General features: G+C 72.8%; 14 protein-coding genes. 4 read left to right on the top strand and 10 right to left on the bottom strand.

Translation table 11 applies throughout. The features are described from left to right. Nucleotides 1-82: 82 nt before the first annotated feature. The 3 genes from ACSMX9_RS23500 to ACSMX9_RS23490 all read right to left on the bottom strand — a co-directional run bounded on the left by ACSMX9_RS23500 (nt 83) and on the right by ACSMX9_RS23490 (nt 2,385). The gene (locus ACSMX9_RS23500; RefSeq protein ID WP_445396709.1) at nt 83-1,000 is read right to left on the bottom strand and encodes an ADP-ribosylglycohydrolase family protein; all 918 of its coding nucleotides are present in this window, start codon (nt 998-1,000) and stop codon (nt 83-85) included. 12 nt (nt 1,001-1,012) lie between these two features. Next, nucleotides 1,013-1,672 (bottom strand): histidine phosphatase family protein, encoded by a 660-nt coding sequence (locus tag ACSMX9_RS23495; protein WP_445396707.1) that lies wholly within the window; start codon nt 1,670-1,672, stop codon nt 1,013-1,015. A 107-nt stretch (nt 1,673-1,779) separates the two neighbouring features. Next, a complete protein-coding gene (locus ACSMX9_RS23490) occupies nt 1,780-2,385 on the bottom strand; it encodes a YdbC family protein (protein WP_445396705.1) in 606 nt (201 codons plus the stop codon). 246 nt (nt 2,386-2,631) lie between these two features. Between ACSMX9_RS23490 and ACSMX9_RS23485 the strand changes: the two genes are divergently transcribed. Both ACSMX9_RS23485 and ACSMX9_RS23480 read left to right on the top strand, forming a co-directional pair. Continuing rightward, complete coding sequence (locus tag ACSMX9_RS23485; protein WP_445396703.1) at nt 2,632-3,171, top strand: TerD family protein; 540 nt, start codon at nt 2,632-2,634, stop codon at nt 3,169-3,171. A gap of 83 nt (nt 3,172-3,254) precedes the next feature. Then, the gene (locus tag ACSMX9_RS23480; protein WP_445396701.1) at nt 3,255-3,674 is read left to right on the top strand and encodes a diadenosine tetraphosphate hydrolase; all 420 of its coding nucleotides are present in this window, start codon (nt 3,255-3,257) and stop codon (nt 3,672-3,674) included. 128 nt (nt 3,675-3,802) lie between these two features. On the opposite strand, the gene ACSMX9_RS23475 is transcribed toward ACSMX9_RS23480, so the two are convergent. Together ACSMX9_RS23475 and nrdR are read right to left on the bottom strand one after the other, a co-directional pair. Further along, entirely contained in the window at nt 3,803-6,703 is a 2,901-nt protein-coding gene (locus ACSMX9_RS23475) for a vitamin B12-dependent ribonucleotide reductase (RefSeq protein ID WP_445396699.1), read from the bottom strand. Nucleotides 6,704-6,877: 174 nt separating this feature from the next. Beyond that, nucleotides 6,878-7,414, bottom strand: a complete 537-nt coding sequence (gene nrdR, locus ACSMX9_RS23470; RefSeq protein ID WP_445396697.1) for a transcriptional regulator NrdR — start codon at nt 7,412-7,414, stop codon at nt 6,878-6,880. Between the two features lie 599 nt (nt 7,415-8,013). Between nrdR and lexA the strand changes: the two genes are divergently transcribed. After that, a complete protein-coding gene (gene lexA, locus ACSMX9_RS23465) occupies nt 8,014-8,799 on the top strand; it encodes a transcriptional repressor LexA (RefSeq protein ID WP_445396695.1) in 786 nt (261 codons plus the stop codon). Between the two features lie 130 nt (nt 8,800-8,929). Here the strand turns inward: lexA and ACSMX9_RS23460 are convergent, their stop codons facing one another. The 5 genes from ACSMX9_RS23460 to ACSMX9_RS23440 form a co-directional block, all read right to left on the bottom strand. After that, complete coding sequence (locus ACSMX9_RS23460; RefSeq protein ID WP_445396693.1) at nt 8,930-10,906, bottom strand: ATP-dependent DNA helicase; 1,977 nt, start codon at nt 10,904-10,906, stop codon at nt 8,930-8,932. A 68-nt stretch (nt 10,907-10,974) separates the two neighbouring features. Next, nucleotides 10,975-12,807, bottom strand: a complete 1,833-nt coding sequence (locus ACSMX9_RS23455) for an IucA/IucC family protein (RefSeq protein WP_445403075.1) — start codon at nt 12,805-12,807, stop codon at nt 10,975-10,977. Between the two features lie 157 nt (nt 12,808-12,964). Next, a complete protein-coding gene (locus ACSMX9_RS23450; RefSeq protein WP_445396691.1) occupies nt 12,965-13,687 on the bottom strand; it encodes a GNAT family N-acetyltransferase in 723 nt (240 codons plus the stop codon). A 35-nt stretch (nt 13,688-13,722) separates the two neighbouring features. After that, on the bottom strand, nt 13,723-15,633 hold the full coding sequence (locus ACSMX9_RS23445; RefSeq protein WP_445396689.1) for an IucA/IucC family protein: 1,911 nt from the start codon (nt 15,631-15,633) through the stop codon (nt 13,723-13,725). A 138-nt stretch (nt 15,634-15,771) separates the two neighbouring features. Next, complete coding sequence (locus ACSMX9_RS23440; RefSeq protein WP_445396687.1) at nt 15,772-17,007, bottom strand: aminotransferase class III-fold pyridoxal phosphate-dependent enzyme; 1,236 nt, start codon at nt 17,005-17,007, stop codon at nt 15,772-15,774. Nucleotides 17,008-17,377: 370 nt separating this feature from the next. On the opposite strand from ACSMX9_RS23440, the gene ACSMX9_RS23435 reads away from it, so the two are divergent. After that, the gene (locus ACSMX9_RS23435) at nt 17,378-18,589 is read left to right on the top strand and encodes a trypsin-like serine peptidase (RefSeq protein ID WP_445396685.1); all 1,212 of its coding nucleotides are present in this window, start codon (nt 17,378-17,380) and stop codon (nt 18,587-18,589) included. Nucleotides 18,590-18,609: the final 20 nt, after the last annotated feature.

Here is an 18,609-nt window from a genome sequence, read left to right as displayed (position 1 = left end):
CCGGTCCCGGTCACCGGCGCACCGGGCGCCTCCCGGCACGCGTCCCGCACCCATGTCACCCCGGTCGAGCGGGGCTTGGTGCCTAGCCCCGGGCGGGCAGCCATCCGGGCAGGGGCTCGGTGCGCTCCAGCCAGGCGCCGGGAGGCTTTCCGTTCGACGCGTCCGCCGCCACGATCCCGCCGACGATCGCACAGGTGGTGTCGACGTCCCCGCCGACCTGCGCGGTCTCCCAGAAGGCCCGGGCGAAGTCGCCGAGTCCCCGGGCGGCCGCCCAGAGGGCGAAGGGGACGGTGTCGTGGGCGCTGGTGCGCCGTCCGCACCCGAGCACCGCGGCGACCGTGCCGGCGTCCTCGTAGTCGAGCATGTCCCGGGCCCGCCTCACGCCCGCGTCGACGGCGCTGCGCGGCAGCAGGGCGATGACCCCGTCGAGCAGGGCCTCGGCGGTCGGCGGACCGGCGGGGTCGGCCACCAGTGCCGCCGCTGCGGCCACGGCCATCGCCCCCGCAACGGCCTCGCGGTGCTGGTGGGTCGGGTACGCGGAGACCTCCGCCTGGTGCGCGGCCTGCTCCGGGTCGCCCGCGTACCAGGCGCCGAGCGGGGTGATGCGCATCGCCGCGCCGTTGCCCCAGGAGCCCTGGCCGTCGAAGAGGGCGGAGGCCAGTGCCCGCCAGTCGCCGCCCTCGCGCACGAGCCTGAGGAGCCGGTTCACGGCGGGCCCGTAGCCGCGGTCGAAGTCGTGCCGCGCGGCGAAGGAGGCCGCCAGCGCGTCCTGGTCGACACGACCGTGGTCGATCAGCACGGCGACCACCGAGCAGGCCATCTCGGTGTCGTCGGTCCACTGCCACGGCCCTTCGGGCAGCTCCTGACGGCCCAGGAGGGGGTGGTGCGCCGGCACGAAGAACTGGGAGCCGAGCGCGTCTCCCACGGAGAGCCCGCTCAGGCTGGCGAGGGCCCGCTCCCGGCGGGCGTCGGACGGAGGAACGGCGGGATCAGCAGTCATGGGCCCGCCACTCTAGCCGGTGATCCCGTACGGCTCCGGTTCGCGCCAGCGGTCGAAGGGCCGGTCCAAGGCGTACTTGCCGTCCGCCCCGAGTTCCAGGACCCGCACCTCGCCGTTGCCCGGGTTGGACAGGGACTCGAATTCGGCCACGCTCCAGTGGAACCACCGCATGCAGAACAGCCGCATGGTCAGGCCGTGGGTGACCAGGAGGACGTTGGGCGGGTGGTCGGGCTCCTCGAAGCTGCGGAAGAGGCTCTCCAGGAAGGCTCCCACCCGGTCGTACACGTCGGCGCCGGACTCCCCCTGGGCGAAGCGGTAGAAGAAGTGCCCGTAGGCGTCCCGGTACGCCTTCTGGAGCCGTACGTCCTCCCGGTCCTGCCAGTTCCCCCAGTCCTGTTCGCGCAGCCGGGGTTCCTCCCTGATCCGGACCAGGCCGGGGTCGAGCCGGAAGGCGCGGAGCGTCTGGTGGGTGCGCCGGTAGGGGGACACGTACACGCTGACGCGCTCGCCGCCGAACAGGTCCCGCAGGTGCCTGCCGGTCTCCTCGGCCTGGTGACGGCCGGCACCGGTCAGCGGGAGCGCGTGGTCGGGCTCCCGCTCGTAGACGGTGTCGTCCGCGTTGCCCTTCGACTCCCCGTGCCGGACGAGAACGATGCGCCGTGGTCGTGCCATGGGGGAACCCTAGATCGGGTTCGGCGTTCGAGCGATCGTCGGATCACCACACGGCGGGTCGCCGCGGCCCGCGGAACGCGGCCCCGCCCGCCCGTACGGACGCCCCCTCACACCGTCCAGGCGTCCTCCATGTCCACGACGTCCCCGCTCAGCGCGGCGATGTCGGCCTCGGTCTGCGCCCGCAGGGACAGCCGTTCGATGCGTTCGGTGCGGTACTTCCCGTGCTCGGCGTCGACCTTCCACATGGAGAGGATCAGGAACTCGTCCCCCGGGGCCTCGCCGAAGAGTCCACGCACCATGCCGGGCGAGCCGGCCATGGCCGGGTTCCACACCTTCTCCTGCATCAGCGCGAAGTGCTCGGCGCGCTCGGGGCGCACCCGGCAGTGGGCGACCCGCAGCAGGTCGCTGTCGGTGAACCGGGGCTCGAAGCCCGTCTTCACGTCGAACCGGTAGTCGAACAGCTTCACCTGGGCGCGGGTGAAGGTACCGGATTGGGAGGCGGCCAGGCGGTCGTGGGAGCGCGCCATGAACGAGTCGTAGAAGGCCCGGCTCTCCCAGAACGCGAAGACATGGGCGACACCGGGCCGGGTGCGGCTCCAGCCGCCGCCCTGCGCCCGGAACCCCGGCTCACCGAGGAGTCCCGCCCACTTCCGCTGTCCTCGTTCGAAGCCTCGACGGTCGACGACGGTGCAGCGAATCCACTTGACCAGCACCGCGCCATGGTAAGGCCACGGAGCGTTCCAGTGACTACGCTCCGGCGCAGTGCGCCCCCTGCAAGCCCCCGAAGAACGGGGGTGCGCGGGCCCGTGCACCGCCGTACGCCCGGGCGTGCGGACGGGACGGGCGGCCGTTCCCCGCCACCGCCCGGTGTCCGACCGGACACGGTCAGTGGCCCGTGGCACCATGGAGGACAACACGCACACGACGCCGGGAAGTTGGCTCGACCCGAGGGGGAACTGGTGAGTGGTGGTCTCAACAAGGGACTCACGAAAGTCGAAGTGGGCGTCCAATGGGACATGGCTCCCAAGGGGGCGGCGGCGCACGACCTGGACATCGTCGCCGCGACGTACACCGAGGAGGCCCTCGACGCGGCCCCCGCGTACCTGGTGCACTTCGGCAGCAGGTCGCCGGACGGCACGATCACGCTGAACCGCGACAGCCGCACCGGCCAGGGCTTCGGCTACGACGAGGTCATGGTGCTGGAGTTGGACCGGCTGGCCCCGCGGTACGCCCGGGTGGTCGTCGGGATCGCCATCCAACAGCCCGCGCAGGAGCTGACGTTCCGCGACATCGCGGGAGCGGGGGTCCGCATCCGCAGCGGCCCGCTGGACCTGGCCCGGCACGACTTCGCCGACGTGCTGGACCACAACGCCACGACGATCGCGGAGTTCACCCGGGACGGCGCCGGCACCTGGCAGTACCGCCGGGTGATCCGCGGCTACGACGCGGACCCCGCGGCCTTCGCCCGGCAGATGGGGCGGACGGGGCCGGTCTCCTGAGCCCGGGGTCCCCGCACGACCCCCCGACGGCCGGCTGGCGCGCGGACCGGATCGGCAGCGCCCTCACGGGCGAGAACCCCACCGTGCTGCGCCGGCTGGAGGCGGGGTTCGCGGTGATCGGGGACGTCCAGTTCCTGCCGGGGTACTCGGTGCTGTTGGTCGACGAGCCGGGAGTGCGACAGCTGTCGGACCTTCCGAGGTCCCGACGGCTGTCCTTCCTCTCCGACCTGGACCGTCTCGGCGAGGCGGTCGAACGCGCCTGCCGCCGGCTGGACCCCGCCTTCAGACGCGTGAACCTGGAGATCCTCGGCAACACCGACGACTTCCTGCACGCCCATGTCTGGCCCCGGTTCCACTGGGAACCCCCCGAGTCGCTGCGCAGACCGGTGTGGCTGTACCCGCGCGAGCGGTGGAGCGACGAGCGGTTCGCCCTGGGACCGCGGCACGCGGCCCTGCGCCGGGCCATCGGGGCCGCACTGGACGGATCGCCCACCGTGCGGTGAGCGGGACCCCCGCGGTGCCGGTCCGAAGACGGGACGGGGGCGCCGACCACTCGGTGGTCGACGCCCCCTCCCCCGGTCCCGCTCAGTGCCCTCGGCGCTCACCCGCGCGTCGGGCGACGGGCCACCGGTCAGCTGCAACCGCTGGTGGAACCGCAGCCCTCGCAGATGTAGCAGGACCCGGCGCGCTGCATCTTCGTCCCGCAGGAGAAGCACAGCGGGGCGTCGGCCTGGATGCCGAGCTGCATCTCCACCAGTTCGGCGCTGGTGTGCGCCTGCCGGGGAGCGGCCTCCGCAGCGGGAGCCTCCGCCTTCGGGGTGGCCACCGCCCGCAGCGTCTCGGTCTGCCGGGGGGCCGACTGCGCCAGGCCCTCCACGTCGACCTCGTCGTCGGCCGGCTCGTAGGAACCGGTCTCCAGGTGGCGCTGGCGTTCCTCGGCGGAGTGGATGCCGAGCGCGGAGCGGGTCTCGAAGGGCAGGAAGTCGAGCGCCAGGCGACGGAAGATGTAGTCGACGATCGACTGCGCCATCCGCACGTCCGGGTCGTCGGTCATGCCCGCCGGCTCGAAGCGCATGTTGGTGAACTTCGAGACGTACGTCTCCAGGGGCACCCCGTACTGGAGGCCGACCGAGACGGCGATGGAGAACGCGTCCATCATGCCCGCGAGGGTCGAGCCCTGCTTGGACATCTTCAGGAAGACCTCGCCGAGACCGTCGTCCGGGTAGGAGTTGGCGGTCATGTAGCCCTCGGCGCCGCCGACCGTGAAGGAGGTGGTGATGCCGGGGCGTCCCTTGGGCAGCCGCTTGCGCACCGGACGGTACTCGACGACCTTCTCCACCGCGGCGCGGATGGTCTCCTCGGCCTTCCCGGCGACCTCCGCCTTGGCCTCGTCGTCCTTCTTCTTCGCCGAGAGCGGCTGGCCGACCTTGCAGTTGTCACGGTAGATCGCGAGCGCCTTGACGCCCATCTTCCACGCCTCGAAGTAGATCTCCTCGACCTCTTCGACGGTGGCCGTCTCCGGCATGTTCACGGTCTTGGAGAGCGCACCGGAGATCCACGGCTGGATGGCGGCCATCATGCGGACGTGGCCCATGGCGGAGATGGAGCGCTCGCCCATCGCGCAGTCGAAGACCTCGTAGTGCTCGGTCTTGAGGCCGGGTGCGTCCACCACGTTGCCGTGCTCGGCGATGTGGGCGACGATCGCCTCGATCTGCTCCTCCTGGTAGCCCAGGCGGCGCAGGGCCTGCGGGACGGTGCCGTTGACGATCTGCATCGAGCCGCCGCCGACCAGCTTCTTGAACTTGACCAGCGCCAGGTCCGGCTCCAGACCGGTGGTGTCGCAGGACATGGCCAGGCCGATGGTGCCGGTGGGGGCGATCACGGACGCCTGGGCGTTGCGGAAGCCGTTCTTCTCGCCGAGCCGGAGCACGTCCTGCCACGCCTCGGTGGCGGCGGCCCAGATCGGGGTGTCGAGGTCGTCCATGCGCACCGCGACCGCGTTGGCGTCGGCGTGCTGCTTCATGACCCGCAGGTGCGGCCGGGCGTTGCGGGCGTAGCCGTCGTACGCGCCCACCACGGCCGCCAGCTCCGCGGAGCGGCGGTAGGAGGTGCCGGTCATCAGGGAGGTGATCGCACCGGCGAGGGCCCGGCCGCCGTCGGAGTCGTAGGCGTGGCCGGTGGCCATCAGCAGGGCGCCGAGGTTGGCGTAGCCGATGCCGAGCTGGCGGAAGGCGCGGGTGTTCTCGCCGATCTTCTGGGTCGGGAAGTCCGCGAACGAGATGGAGATGTCCATCGCGGTGATGACCAGCTCGACGACCTTGGAGAAGCGCTCCGCGTCGAAGGACTGCTTGCCCTTGCCGTCGTCCTTCAGGAACTTCATCAGGTTCAGGGAGGCGAGGTTGCAGGACGTGTTGTCCAGGTGCATGTACTCGCTGCACGGGTTCGAGCCGTTGATCCGGCCCGACTCGGGACAGGTGTGCCAGTGGTTGATGGTGTCGTCGTACTGGATGCCGGGGTCGGCGCACGCCCAGGCCGCCTCGGCCATCTTGCGGAAGAGCGCCTTGGCGTCGACCTCCTCGATGACCTCGCCGGTCATCCGGGCCCGCAGACCGAACTTCTCGCCGTTCTCCACGGCGCGCATGAACGTGTCGTTGACCCGGACCGAGTTGTTGGCGTTCTGGTACTGGACGGACGTGATGTCGTCGCCGCCCAGGTCCATGTCGAAGCCCGCGTCCCGCAGGGCGCGGATCTTCTCCTCCTCCTTGACCTTGGTCTCGATGAAGTCCTCGATGTCGGGGTGGTCGACGTCCAGGATGACCATCTTGGCGGCCCGGCGGGTGGCGCCGCCCGACTTGATCGTCCCGGCGGAGGCGTCGGCGCCGCGCATGAAGGAGACCGGGCCGGAGGCGTTGCCTCCGGAGGACAGCAGTTCCTTGGAGGAACGGATGCGGGAGAGGTTGAGGCCGGCCCCGGAGCCGCCCTTGAAGATCATCCCCTCTTCCTTGTACCAGTCGAGGATCGACTCCATGGAGTCGTCGACGGAGAGGATGAAACAGGCGGAGACCTGCTGCGGCTGGGGCGTGCCGACGTTGAACCACACCGGGGAGTTGAAGCTGAAGATTTGGTGCAGGAGGGCGTGGGCCAGCTCGTGCTCGAAGATCTCGGCGTCGGCGGGCGAGGCGAAGTACTTGTAGTCCTCACCGGCCTTCCGGTAGGTCTTCACGATCCGGTCGATCAGTTGCCTGAGCCCGGTCTCGCGCTGCGGGGTGCCGACCGCGCCGCGGAAGTACTTGCTGGTGACGATGTTGACCGCGTTCACCGACCAGAAGTCGGGGAACTCGACGCCGCGCTGCTCGAAGTTGATCGAGCCGTCGCGCCAGTTGGTCATCACGACATCACGGCGTTCCCAGACCACCTCGTCGTACGGGTGCACGCCCGGAGTGGTGTGGACACGTTCCATGCGCAGCCCCTTGGTGGCCTTCGCCCCCTTGGCACGGGAACTCCGTGCCGGACCGCTCGCCGTCTCTGTCATGCCGCCTCCCTGTATCGGGCCATAACGCCCTGAAGTGCCGCGTTCTTCCCACGACACGGTGTGCTGTTGCGCGCTGCGGGCACCCTGACCGTCGCCCCCAGCGAAATTAGGTGGTCGCCCTCGTCGACCTGTCGGGACCGGGTGGCCCCACCCGGTCCGACCGCGGGCCGGCCGCTAGCCGCCGGCCGGCGCGGGGGCCACCGGGCCCCGCAGCGCTTCGCAGCCGACGAGCTCGGCGTCCGGGCCGTCGGCCCCGGACGCGCTCCCGGGCTGCTGCCGCAGCTCCGCGATGGCCGCTTCGAAGTCCTCCAGCGAATCGAACGCCCGGTACACGGAAGCGAACCGCAAGTAGGCGACCAGGTCCAGTTCCCGCAGCGGGCCGAGTATGGCGAGCCCCACGTCGTGCGTGGTCAACTCGGCGCTCCCGGTGGCCCGCACGGCCTCCTCGACCCGCTGGCCGAGTTGGGCGAGGGCGTCCTCGGTGACGGGACGCCCCTGGCACGCCTTGCGGACGCCGTTGATGACCTTCGTACGACTGAAGGGTTCGGTCACGCCACTGCGCTTGACCACCATCAGCGAGCAGGTCTCCACGGTCGTGAAACGACGGGAGCAATCCGGACACTGACGGCGCCTGCGGATCGACGTGCCGTCGTCGGTGGTACGACTGTCCACGACACGGCTGTCGGGGTGCCTACAGAAGGGGCAGTGCATGTGGTTCCAGCCTCCTTCAGGGCACGTCTCCATGACTTCCACACGGCACGCGCCGCCTGGAAGCAGCCCCCAGCATAGGCGATGGCCGAAGCGGGTCGGACCGCGGGACCACAACTTCTGGGCCGCGCCCGCAATCCAACCACTAGATCTGGGGTTTGGCCGCAATTCACCGTCCGCGCGTGTCGCGTATTCGCAGGGAAACGGGGCGGACGGCGAGCACCGGAGGGGCGGCCAACGGGCAGGCCGTGCGGTGACCCTCGCGCACGCGGAAGGAACGCCGCGGGCAAGGTCGACTCCGGCGGCTCCGGGGGCCCTGCGGAGCTCACGCACGGTGGCCGCGGCCCGTGCACGCGCGCACCCCCGACTCCGCCAGGGACGCCGCTCCCGGACACCGTAGCCGCCGCCTCCGACCGACCGGCGACCGGGGCGCCGACCCCGCCACCTCGCGGGAAACGGCCACGGGACCGCCGGCCATACACCGGACCGTCTCCGCACGCAGGACGCTCGCCGTTTTTTCACTCGAACGTGTGTTTGGCGCAACCTTTCGAAAGCAACTACCGTTGGCTAGCTAGGGAGAACGTCCGAGAGGGGCTGCCGACATGACCACGACCGCCGACAGTGTCACCATCACCGCCCACGACCGCGGCCAGAACCGTCTGGAGTCAGTGCACACCATGACAGACGCGGCCACGAACGGGGAGGGGCCCAAGTCCGCACGCTCCCTCCCCGGACGACCTCCCGGCATCCGGGCGGACAGCTCGGGACTCACCGACCGTCAGCGCCGGGTCATCGAGGTGATCAGGGACTCGGTCCAGCGGCGCGGCTATCCGCCGTCGATGCGGGAGATCGGTCAGGCCGTGGGCCTGTCCAGCACCTCCTCGGTGGCGCACCAGCTCATGGCCCTGGAGCGCAAGGGGTTCCTCCGCCGCGACCCCCACCGCCCCCGTGCGTACGAGGTACGCGGTTCCGACCAGCCCTCGACCCAGCCGACGGACACCGCGGGCAAGCCCGCCGCCTCCTACGTCCCGCTCGTCGGTCGGATCGCCGCCGGTGGCCCGATCCTGGCCGAGGAGTCCGTCGAGGACGTCTTCCCGCTGCCCCGGCAGCTGGTGGGCGACGGCGAACTGTTCGTGCTGAAGGTCGTCGGCGACTCCATGATCGAGGCGGCGATCTGCGACGGCGACTGGGTCACCGTGCGCCGTCAGCCCGTCGCCGAGAACGGCGACATCGTGGCGGCCATGCTGGACGGCGAGGCCACGGTCAAGCGCTTCAAGCGGGAGGACGGCCACGTCTGGCTGCTCCCCCACAACGCCGCGTACCAGCCGATCCCGGGCGATGAAGCGACCATCCTCGGCAAGGTCGTGGCGGTGCTCCGCCGCGTCTGATCCGCCGCCCACGGCAGGACCACGCCCCCTGGCCGGCCCCGGAACCTTCTGCGCCTGGTTCCGGGGTCGTTTCCTGCCCGCCGCCGGCGAGTCCGGCGGCGGGGCCGTGGACCACGCCCGCGGGGCGCGCTCAGCCCTGCTTCGCCGCCGCATCGATGGCGGCCAGGGACCGACGGACCTGGTTACGGTCCGTCGTGGACCAGAAGTCCGGGAGCGAGGACTTCAGGTAGCTGCCGTAGCGGGCGGTGGCGAGCCGGGGATCGAGGACGGCCACCACTCCCCGGTCCTCCGAGGCACGGACCAGTCGACCGGCTCCCTGGGCCATCAGCAGGGCCGCGTGGGTCGCCGCCACCGCCATGAAGCCGTTGCCGCCCGCCTCCTCGACCGCCTTCTGCCGGGCGCTCATCAGCGGATCGTCCGGGCGCGGGAACGGGATCTTGTCCATGACGACGAGCTGGCAGCTGGGCCCCGGCACGTCGACCCCCTGCCACAACGACAGGGTGCCGAACAGACAGGTCTCCGGGTCGGCCGCGAAGTTCTTGATCAACTCGCCCAGCGTTTCCTCGCCCTGGAGCAGGATCGGGTACTCCGGGAGGCGCGAGCGCAGCTCCTCCGCGGCGTTCTGGGCCGCCCGCATCGAGGAGAAGAGCCCTAGGGTGCGTCCCCCGGCCGCCTGGATCAGCTCCGTCAGCTCGTCCAGCATGTCCCGCCGGTCGCCGTCCCGGGCGGGCCGGTTCAGGTGCTTGGCGACGTAGAGGATGCCCTGTCTGGGGTAGTCGAACGGGGAACCGACGTCCACGCCCTTCCAGACCGGTTGCTCCTCGTCCCCGGCGGCGGCCGTGCCCTCGGGAGCCAGGCCCAGGGAGGCACCCACCCCGTTGAAGTCGCCGCCCAGCTTGAGGGTGGCGGAGGTGAGGATCACCGAGCGCTCCGCGAACAGCTTCTCCCGCAACAACCCCGACACCGACAGCGGCGCGACCCGCAGCGCCGCCCCGAAGCGGTCGTGGCGCTCGTACCACACGACGTCGTACTCCGAGCCCTGGGCGATGCGCTCGGCGACCGCGTGCACCGTCTCGACGGAGGCCAGCGCCTGCTTGCGCACCGCGTCCTCGTCGACGACGGACTTGTCGCGCGTCGCGCCCAGCGCCACGATGACGTTCCGGGCGGCGTCGCGCAGCGCCATCAGCGCGTAGCCGAGGTCCTCCGGGACCTCTTCGAGACGGCCCGGCAGCGCCAGCTCCATCACGCGCTCGAAGCCCTCGGCGGCGGTCTGGAGCTGGTCGGCGACCTTCTCGTCCACCAGCTTGGCCGCCCGCCGCACCGCCCGGGTGACCTGCCCGGAGGTCAGCTCGCCGGTGGCGGCCCCGGTGACCCGGGAGACGAGTTCATGGGCCTCGTCGACGATCAGCACTTCGTGCGGGGGCAACACCGGCGCGCCCTCGATGGCGTCGATGGCGAGCAGCGCGTGGTTGGTGACCACGACGTCCGCGAGCTTGGCCCGTTCGCGGGCCAGCTCCGCGAAGCACTCGGCACCGTAGGCGCACCGGGTGGCGCCCAGGCACTCCCGCGAGGACACCGACACCTGGGCCCAGGCCCGGTCGGAGACGCCGGGGGTGAGGCCGTCGCGGTCGCCGGTCTCGGTCTCGTCGGACCAGTCCCGCAGGCGCAGCAGGTCCTGGCCCAGCTTGCTGGACGGCGCGGCCGCCTCGAACTGGTCGAAGAGGCCCTCCTCCTCGTCCTGGGGCATCCCCTCGTGCAGCCGGTGCAGGCAGAGGTAGTTGGAACGGCCCTTCAGCATCGCGAACTCGGGTCGGCGGCGCAGCAGCGGATGCAGGGCGTCCACGGTGCGCGGCAGGTCGCGCTCCACCAGCTGGCGCTGGAGCGCGAGGGTCGCGGTGGCCACCACGACGCGCTCCCCGTGGGCGAGCGCCGGCACCAGGTAGCCGAGGGACTTTCCGGTGCCCGTGCCCGCCTGGACCAGGAGGTGGGAGCCGTCGTCGATGGCGTCGGCGGTCGCTTGGGCCATGGCCACCTGGCCGGGCCGCTCCGTACCGCCGACCGCGGACACGGCGGCGTGCAGGAGCTCGGGGAGAGAGGACTTGGTCATAGACCGTCCAGCGTAGTCCGTGGATGTGACAGCGGGGGTCCGGACCGCGGGCGCGGGACCCGGCGGGGTCACGGCTCGTACAGCGGGTTGGGGACGGTGCCGTGCACGGCGGCGTGGGGGCGTTCGGCCCGGTCCCGGTAGCCGTCGAGGTGCAGCCGGTTGCGGTTCAGGCAGAGCCGGGCGATCCGCGGGGTCAGCAGGTCGAAGGCCTCGTAGCGTTCCTTGAGCTCCGGGAACCGGGCGTGGTGCCGCAGCACCTCGGCGCGCACCAGGGCCCAGAAGTCCCGCTCGTCGACCCCGAGCTGCTGTTCGCACAGGGGTGCCAGGTACCGGAACACGCCGACGAACAGGCCGGAGTGGATGAACTGCGTGAGGAAGCCGGGCGGTTCGGTGAGCAGGACCTCGCGCACGTCGTCGGGCATCGAGGCGTGCTCGGGAAGGCGTTCGGAGCTGACGTTGACGTCGTCGACGAAGTCCTTCACGGCCAGTCGTACGGGTACGTCCCGCTCGTCGAAGAGCACGATGGTGTTCTCGCCGTGGGGGGAGAACACGGTTCCGTACCGGTAGAGGAAGCGCAGCAGGGGCGGCAGCAGGGCCGCGAAGAGGTGGCGCAGCCAGGTGCGCGGTGCCAAACCTGAGCGGGTGACCAGTTCGGCGGTGAACGACCGCCCGGTGGGGTCGACGTGGAGCAGGGCCGCGAGGGTGCGGGCCCGTTCCCCGGGCCCGAGGTGGCGGCTCAGGGGCTCCCGCCAGATGGCCCCCAACAGCTCCTTGTACTGGTACGGCACCTCGCGCAGCGTGTCGTAGACGGGGTGTTCGACGGTGACCGAGGCGACCTCCCCGAGGAGGACGACGGCGCATTCGTCGCGCAGGAAGGGATCCGCGTCCCTGAGGCCGAGCATCCAGTGGGTGACCGAGGGGGCGGCGAGGGTGCGCTCGGTGGGCAGTCCGCGCCAGACGAGGGTGTTGAGGACGGAGAGCGGCAGCTTCACGGTGTGCCGGGCGGGGCGGCTGAGGTTGAGGAAGGTGCGGATCGACTGCTGGGGCAGGCGGGCGTCGCCGTCCGGGGGCAGCGGCACGATCCCGCCGGCCGCCACCGAGGGGCTGAACAGGGGGAGGACGACGTCGTCCCACTGCCAGGGGTGCACCGGCAGGTACAGGTAGGCCGCCGGGTCCAGGCCCCGGCCGCGCAGGACGGCGGCGAACGTCTCCCTGGTGTCGGGGTCGAGCTCGACGGAGTAAAGGTCGTCCGGGGTGTCGAGGCCGCTCACCCCGCGGTAGGTGGCGAGGTCCCGGTGGACCGCGATCCAGGGCAGCGGACGGGCGGCGCGGGCCTCGGGTGCCCAGCGGGCCGTGTCAGCGGCGGAGAACCCGAGCCGCCCCTTGTTGAGCACCAACCAGGGGTGGCCCGTCTGGTGTCCTTCGAGTTCGGCGTACGGGAGCGCGGCGAGTTCGGCGGCCGGGAGCGCGGTGTGGTCGAGGCGGGCGTCGGCGGCGAGCGTCGCGGTCAGCTCGCGGATCACGTGGCCCAGGGTCGCGCCGTCGATGCCGAGGGTCCGGCGGGCCCGGGCGAGGAACTCCAGGGGGTCGCCGAACGGTCGGGGCCAGGCCCCGGCGTCGGTGAGGGTGATGGTGTCGGGGTCGACCTGCCAGCCGTCGTAGGCGTGCCGGCGGGCGTGGAAGGTGAGGTGGCTGGACGGGGAGTCGAGGACGAGGGTGTGGGGCAGCAGGTCGGCGGCCCGGTCGGACCGGGGGTCCCGCCCGCCGGCCGCGTCCGCGGTCGGCGGCGCACCGGGGTCGCCGACCGGGGGACACCCGGCGGCGTCCGCGGCCCCGGGACGCGGGGGGCCCGGCTGGGGCACGGGCCGGATGATCTCCTCGTAGGCGAACTCCGCGAGCATCTTGGCGAGCAGTCGGCGGCCGGCGCGGGCCCAGTTCTCGCTGGTCAGCTCGGCGGGGACGGTGGGCGCGGCGGAGGTGGCGTCGGTGGTGGGTCCGGCGGACGGGCTCGGCACGGGTACTCCTCGGGAGGGAACCGGTTCGGGTGGGACGGTGTGCTCAGGGTGCGGAGTCGTGCGGGTGGGCGGGGGGCCGCTCCCGGATCATCAGCGCGGCCCGCTTGTCGGGGAGGGCCACCTCGGCGGCGATCCGGAAGCCGGCGCGGCAGAAGGCGGCGACGGAGGCGCGGTTGCGGACGTCGGGCTCGGCGACGACCCGGGAGCAGGTGGGCCGGTGGCGGAGGATCAGGGTGGTCACGGTCCGCAGCAGGAGGGAGCCGAGGCCCCGTCCCCGGCGGGCGGCACCGGCGATGAGCAGGTGGACGCCGGTGTCGTGGGGACGGGCGGGGTAGTGCCGGGCGAGCGGGTCGAGGTCGGCCCGGTAGACCTCCCAGTAGCTCACGGGCGTGTCGTCGAGCAGGCCGAGGCAGGGGACGCTGTGCCCGTCGCCGTCGTGGAGCTGCCGGCCGAGGTGGCGGGCGGTGACGGCGGGGGGTCCGTCGAGTTCCCAGAAGGCGGCCACCTCGGGGTCGTTCATCCAGCCGGTGACCAGCGTCAGGTCAGCGGGGAGCACGACCGGCCGCAGCCGGAAGGTGCCCGCCGAGGTGGCGAGGGGGTGCCAGCCGGGGGGAGCGCCGAGACCGTCCAACGGGTCCTGCTCGCCACCGTGCCCCCCTCCCCCGGGCCGGGGCGCACGGTGCGCGGGCGGTGCGGCCCGGTCCTCCGCGGGTGGCGGGGGGCCGGTCCGGCCGCCGGGTCCGTCGCCGGTGGGGGTGGGGGGCACGCAGGCGTCCTCTCGGGGCGGTTCGGGGGCGTTCCTCAGGGATGGAGCGGATTGGCGATGGTGACGTAGACGGATTGGGTGTCCACGGGGCCGACGAGCTCGTCGAGTCCGTGGAGCCGGGTCAGCAGGTTGGCCTTGCAGCGCAGGGTCGGGGTGTCCAGGAGCAGGGCGGGCAGGGTCGAGCCCGACCGGTCGGGCCCGGTGGCGGCCTTGTCCAGGAAGCCGCGGAGCACGTCGAGGAGGGTCCGCTCCTCGGCGAGCCGCTGCGCGCCGAAGGCGCCGATCAGTCCGAAGACGTTGTTGATGGCGAGGTAGTAGGCGAAGCGCTCGTCGGTGACCTCGTCGGAGACGAAGGTGTCGCTGTGCTCGCCGATGCCGGGGAGCCTGCGGTCGAGGGCCTCGCGGTGGGACTCCCGGAAGTAGTAGCCCTGGTTGTCCCGGTAGCGTCCGCCGACCGGCCAGCCGTCGCCGTCGAGGAGGAGCACGGTGTTCTGCTGGTGGGCCTCCAGGGCGACGCCGGCCACGCCGTCGAGCCAGAGCACGGGGCGGACCACCTGGTGCAGGTAGCGCCGGAACCACTCGGCGGCGATCGCGCCGCGGGGACGGCCGGTGCGGCCGGCGAGTCGGGTGATGACCTCGGAGAGCCGTGAGCGCATGGGGGCCGGGTGGGTGGTGTCCGGGAGGTCGGCGGAGGAACGGCGGCCCGCGGTGGGCCGGGGCGAGACCAGGCCGGCCACGCACAGGGCGTCGGCGTGTTCGGTGAAGGGGTTGTGCCGGATCATCACGTCCAGCCCCGGCACCGGCTCCCCGTCGGTGCCGGTGACGGCGAGCCAGGCGGGGTCGCGCACCACGTCGAAGCCGGGGTGGGCGGCCCGCCACTGGTCGGCGAGGCCGGTGCCCAGCAGCCGGTGCACCTCCACTCCGCGGTGGAGTTCCTTGCGGAGGTTCTCCCGGCGGGAGTTGGTGATCCGCAGGCCGAGGGACAGCTTGAGCATGGCGGGTGCGCCGGGGCGGTACAGGGTGCGCACCGAGGAGGTGGGGTACCAGTGCGGGCCGTGGGCGCCGAGGTCGCGCAGCAGACCGGTGTCGAACAGGTCGCGGGTGTCGGCGCGGAGCGCGAGTTCGCGCATCTGCCAGGGGTGCAGGGGCAGCACCGCGTACCCCTCGGGCAGGGGCAGGGGGGTGCCGGCGAGCCGGCTGGTGAGGTGGGTCGCCGGCACGGTCCGACCGCACTCCGTCCAGGCGGAGTCGCCGACGAGGACGGCGGGCGCCACGGCGAGCCAGTGCAGCGGGAAGGAGCCGCGCGACTCCGGTGAGTAGCGGGCGGATTCGGCGTCGGAGAGTCCTTCCCGGCTCTTGGGCGTGGGGTGCAGGGGGTGTCCCAGCACGAGCGCCTGCTCGCCGGCGAGGAAGGCGTCGTCCGACTCCTCGGGGTGGCGCCGCCGCCGGGTGAGGAAGGCGGCCGTGCGACGGGCCGAGTCGGCCACCCGACCGACGAGGTCACCGCCGTCGTCCCGGGCGCCGGACTCCCGGCCCAGCAGGGCGGCCAGGGTGACCGCGTCGATCGGCGGAGCGGTGTCGGGGGCGCCTTCCAGGTAGGGCGGGCCGAAGCGGTGCCATCCGGTGACGGACCAGTACTGCACCGGGACCAGCACGGTGGTGGTGCTGGCGGGCAGGTGCAGGCGCAGGATGCCGTGCTCGGGGGCGGGCAGGTCCTTCTCCCGGACCCAGCAGCGCAGGAGGTTCTCCACGGCCGCGGCCTGGGCGGCGGTGCGCGGGTCGGGGTGGTCCAGGAGGTCGACGGTGGCGCCGCGCAGTCGCTCCGCGTCGCGGCTTCCTCCCGTCTGCCGGGGTACCGTACCGGGCTCCGTCTCCCGCGGGGACGGCGCGCGCAGTCCTCGGGTCGGGGGGTGGGGACGGCGGTCGGGCGCGGGGGTGGCGTTCAACGGGGCTTCCTCGGGGGGTCGTTCGACCCGCGGGGTGCGGGTCCGGTCGTTCGGTGCCGGGGCGTTCCGGTCGGCTCCGGATGCGGTTGCCGGGGCGCCGGGGCTCTCGGGGGGCAGGCCCGGTGGGCCGGCCCCGCCTCATGGCCCCGGTCGGCGGGCGGTGGCGGTGGTGGCGAGGGCGTCGGCGAGCCGGTCGAGGACCGCGGTCGCCTGTTCGTCGGTGAGGGTGAGCGGGGGCAGCAGGCGCAGCACGCCGGAGTCCGGACCGCCGCGTCCCAGGATGAGGCCCCGTTGCAGACAGGCGCGTTGGACGGCGGCGGCGAGCGCGGGGGCACGGGACGGCCCGGCGGTCCCGGCGGGTGCCGGGGTCTCGGGGTCCACCAACTCCACCCCGATCAGCAGACCACGGCCGCGGACCTCGCCGATGTGGGGGTGCTCGGCGGCCAGCTCGCGGAGTCGGTCGAGCATGTGGGCGCCGAGCCGCCCGGCACGGGCGGCGAGGCCGTGTTCGTGGACGTGGGCGAGCGTGGCGGCGCCGGCCGCCCTCGCGAGTCGGTTGCCGCGGAAGACCTCGGTGGCGGCACCGCCGGGCCCGTCGTCCAGCGCCGTGCGGTGGACGAGGACGGCGAGCGGGAGACTGCCGCCGACGGACCGGGCCAGGACCATGATGTCCGGGGTCACGCCGCTGTGTTCGACGGCCCAGAAGGTCCCGGTGCGCCCGACCCCGGTCCGCGTCTCGTCGACGATCAGGGGGATGCCCCGGGCGGCGGTGACCTCCCGGGTGCGGCGCAACAGGTCGTCGGGGACCGGGAGCACGGCGTCGCCCCGGACGGGTTCGAGGAGCACGGCGGCGGGGTGGGGCCCGTCCGGTCCGGGATCGTCGTGGAAGGGTTCGGTGCGGACCGCGGACGGTGCGGTGCGGCCGGCGCCGTCCACGAGGAGTCCGTCCCGGCCGGTGGCGGCACGGGCGAGGGCGAGTGCCTCCTGGACGGCGCGGGTGCCGGTCGGGCCGCAGAACCGGATCCGGGAGCACCCGACGAGCCCGGGGGGCAGGGTCCGGCGGAGCGCGGCGACGAAGGCGTCCCCCGCCGGGGGGTCCGGTTCGGGCGAGGGGCCTGCGGAGTCGAGCGCCCGGCGGACGGCCTCCAGCACCACGGGGTGGTTGTGGCCCAGGGGGAGCGTGCCGGCTCCGGAGAGGCAGTCGAGGTAGCGGCGGCCGTCCGGGCCCTCGACGGTGAGTCCACGGGCGCGCACCGGGACGATGGGCAGGGCGCGGGCGTAGGTGCGGGCCGCCGGTTCCCGTACCGGCTGCCGGCGGAGGGTTCCTTCGTGTGCGGTGGTCACCGCCGAGGGCGCCGGCTCGGTCACGGCCACGACTGGGTTTCCTCCCGCGGATAGGGGCGTGCGTGCCGGCCCGGGACGGGGAGGCACGGGGGGATCGCCGCCCGCGGCGGGCCCCCCGTTCGTACCAACGACGGGACTCGCCCGGGATCACGGGGCAATCCCAAGATCCTTGCCGTGACGGAACCGTTGCCGTTCCGTCGGCCCGCGGGTACGGCGCCGCCATACTGTGGGGGAGCCGTGCGGCCGGAACGGGCCTGGTGGGGGCGGTACAGGGGGTGCCCGTCGAAGGATTCCACCGGTTCCGCCGGTTTTCGGGGGGCCTGGTCGTCCCTCTGCCGGTCCGTCCCGTTCGGTCGGACCCGGCTCGTCGTCCGTCGTCCCGAACCAGGGGAGTCACACCATGCGATCCATACGCCCGCTCTTCACCGCGCACCGTGGAGGGGGCGCGCGCCGCAGGCGACCGGTGACGGTCGCGGTCGCGCTGGGCGCGGCCCTCGCGCTCACCGCGACGGCGTGCGGCAACGGCGACGGCGCGGGTGAGCCGACGGCGCAGGCGAGCGCGGCGGGTGACGGCAAGATCCAGATACCCGACGACATCAAGAACCGCCTCAAGGACCACGGCATCGACCTGGACAAGTGGCGCAACGGCGAGTGGAAGAACTGGGACCAGGACACCTGGTTGCGGGAGGCGCAGGACTTCGTCAACCCGATCATCGACGGGCTGTGGGACGAGGACCGGATGCGGGAGGCCGAGCAGCCCGACCAGGGGGTCGACGAGGGGGACATCGCCGATGACCAGGGGGTGACCGACCCGACGCCGGCGAAGGTGGCGGCCCAGCCGGTGAGCGCCCCGTACCAGTCCAGCGCGGCCGAGGCGGGCAAGGTCTTCTTCGACGGCCCGAGCGGTTCGATGGTCTGCTCCGCGACGGTGGTCGAGGACCCGGCGAACCCCGGCAAGTCGAACCTGGTCTGGACGGCCGGGCACTGCGTGCACGCGGGCAAGGAGGGCGGCTGGTACCGGAACATCGCGTTCGTGCCGTCCTACAACGGTGCGGGCAAGTCGGCCGCGGAGCTGGAGAACGCGACCCGCGAGGACGTGGCTCCGCTCGGGGTGTGGTGGTCCAACTGGGCGCAGACCTCCACCCAGTGGATCGAGCAGGGCGGTCCGACCGGGGGCGACGGCGCCCCCTACGACTTCGCGGTGCTGCACGTGACCCCGGAGGGCGGCGGCGGGAAGTCGCTGGAGGAGACGGTGGGCGCGGCGCTTCCGGTCGACTTCGACGCTCCGGCGATGGCGGAGATCGAGAGCATCACGGCGACCGGGTATCCGGCGGCGGCGCCCTTCGACGGGCAGCGGATGTTCCAGTGCCCCGACGAGCCGGGCCGGCTGTCCCTGGCGGCCGAGGCCCCGACGATGTACCGCATCGGCTGCACGATGACCAGCGGTTCGTCCGGGGGCGGCTGGGTCGCCCGGGGACCGGACGGCGAGCCCGCGCTGGTCTCGAACACCTCGATCGGCCCGGTGACGGCCGGCTGGCTGGCCGGACCGCACCTGGGTGCCGAGGCGAAGGGCATCTACGACGCGGTGAGCAAGAAGTTCGCCGGGCAGTGACCGGCGGGTGAACGCCGTCG

Source organism: Streptomyces sp. LE64 (assembly GCF_052606915.1).
The sequence above is the reverse complement of the archived record's forward strand: the minus strand, read 5'-3'. Positions and strand labels throughout refer to the sequence as shown.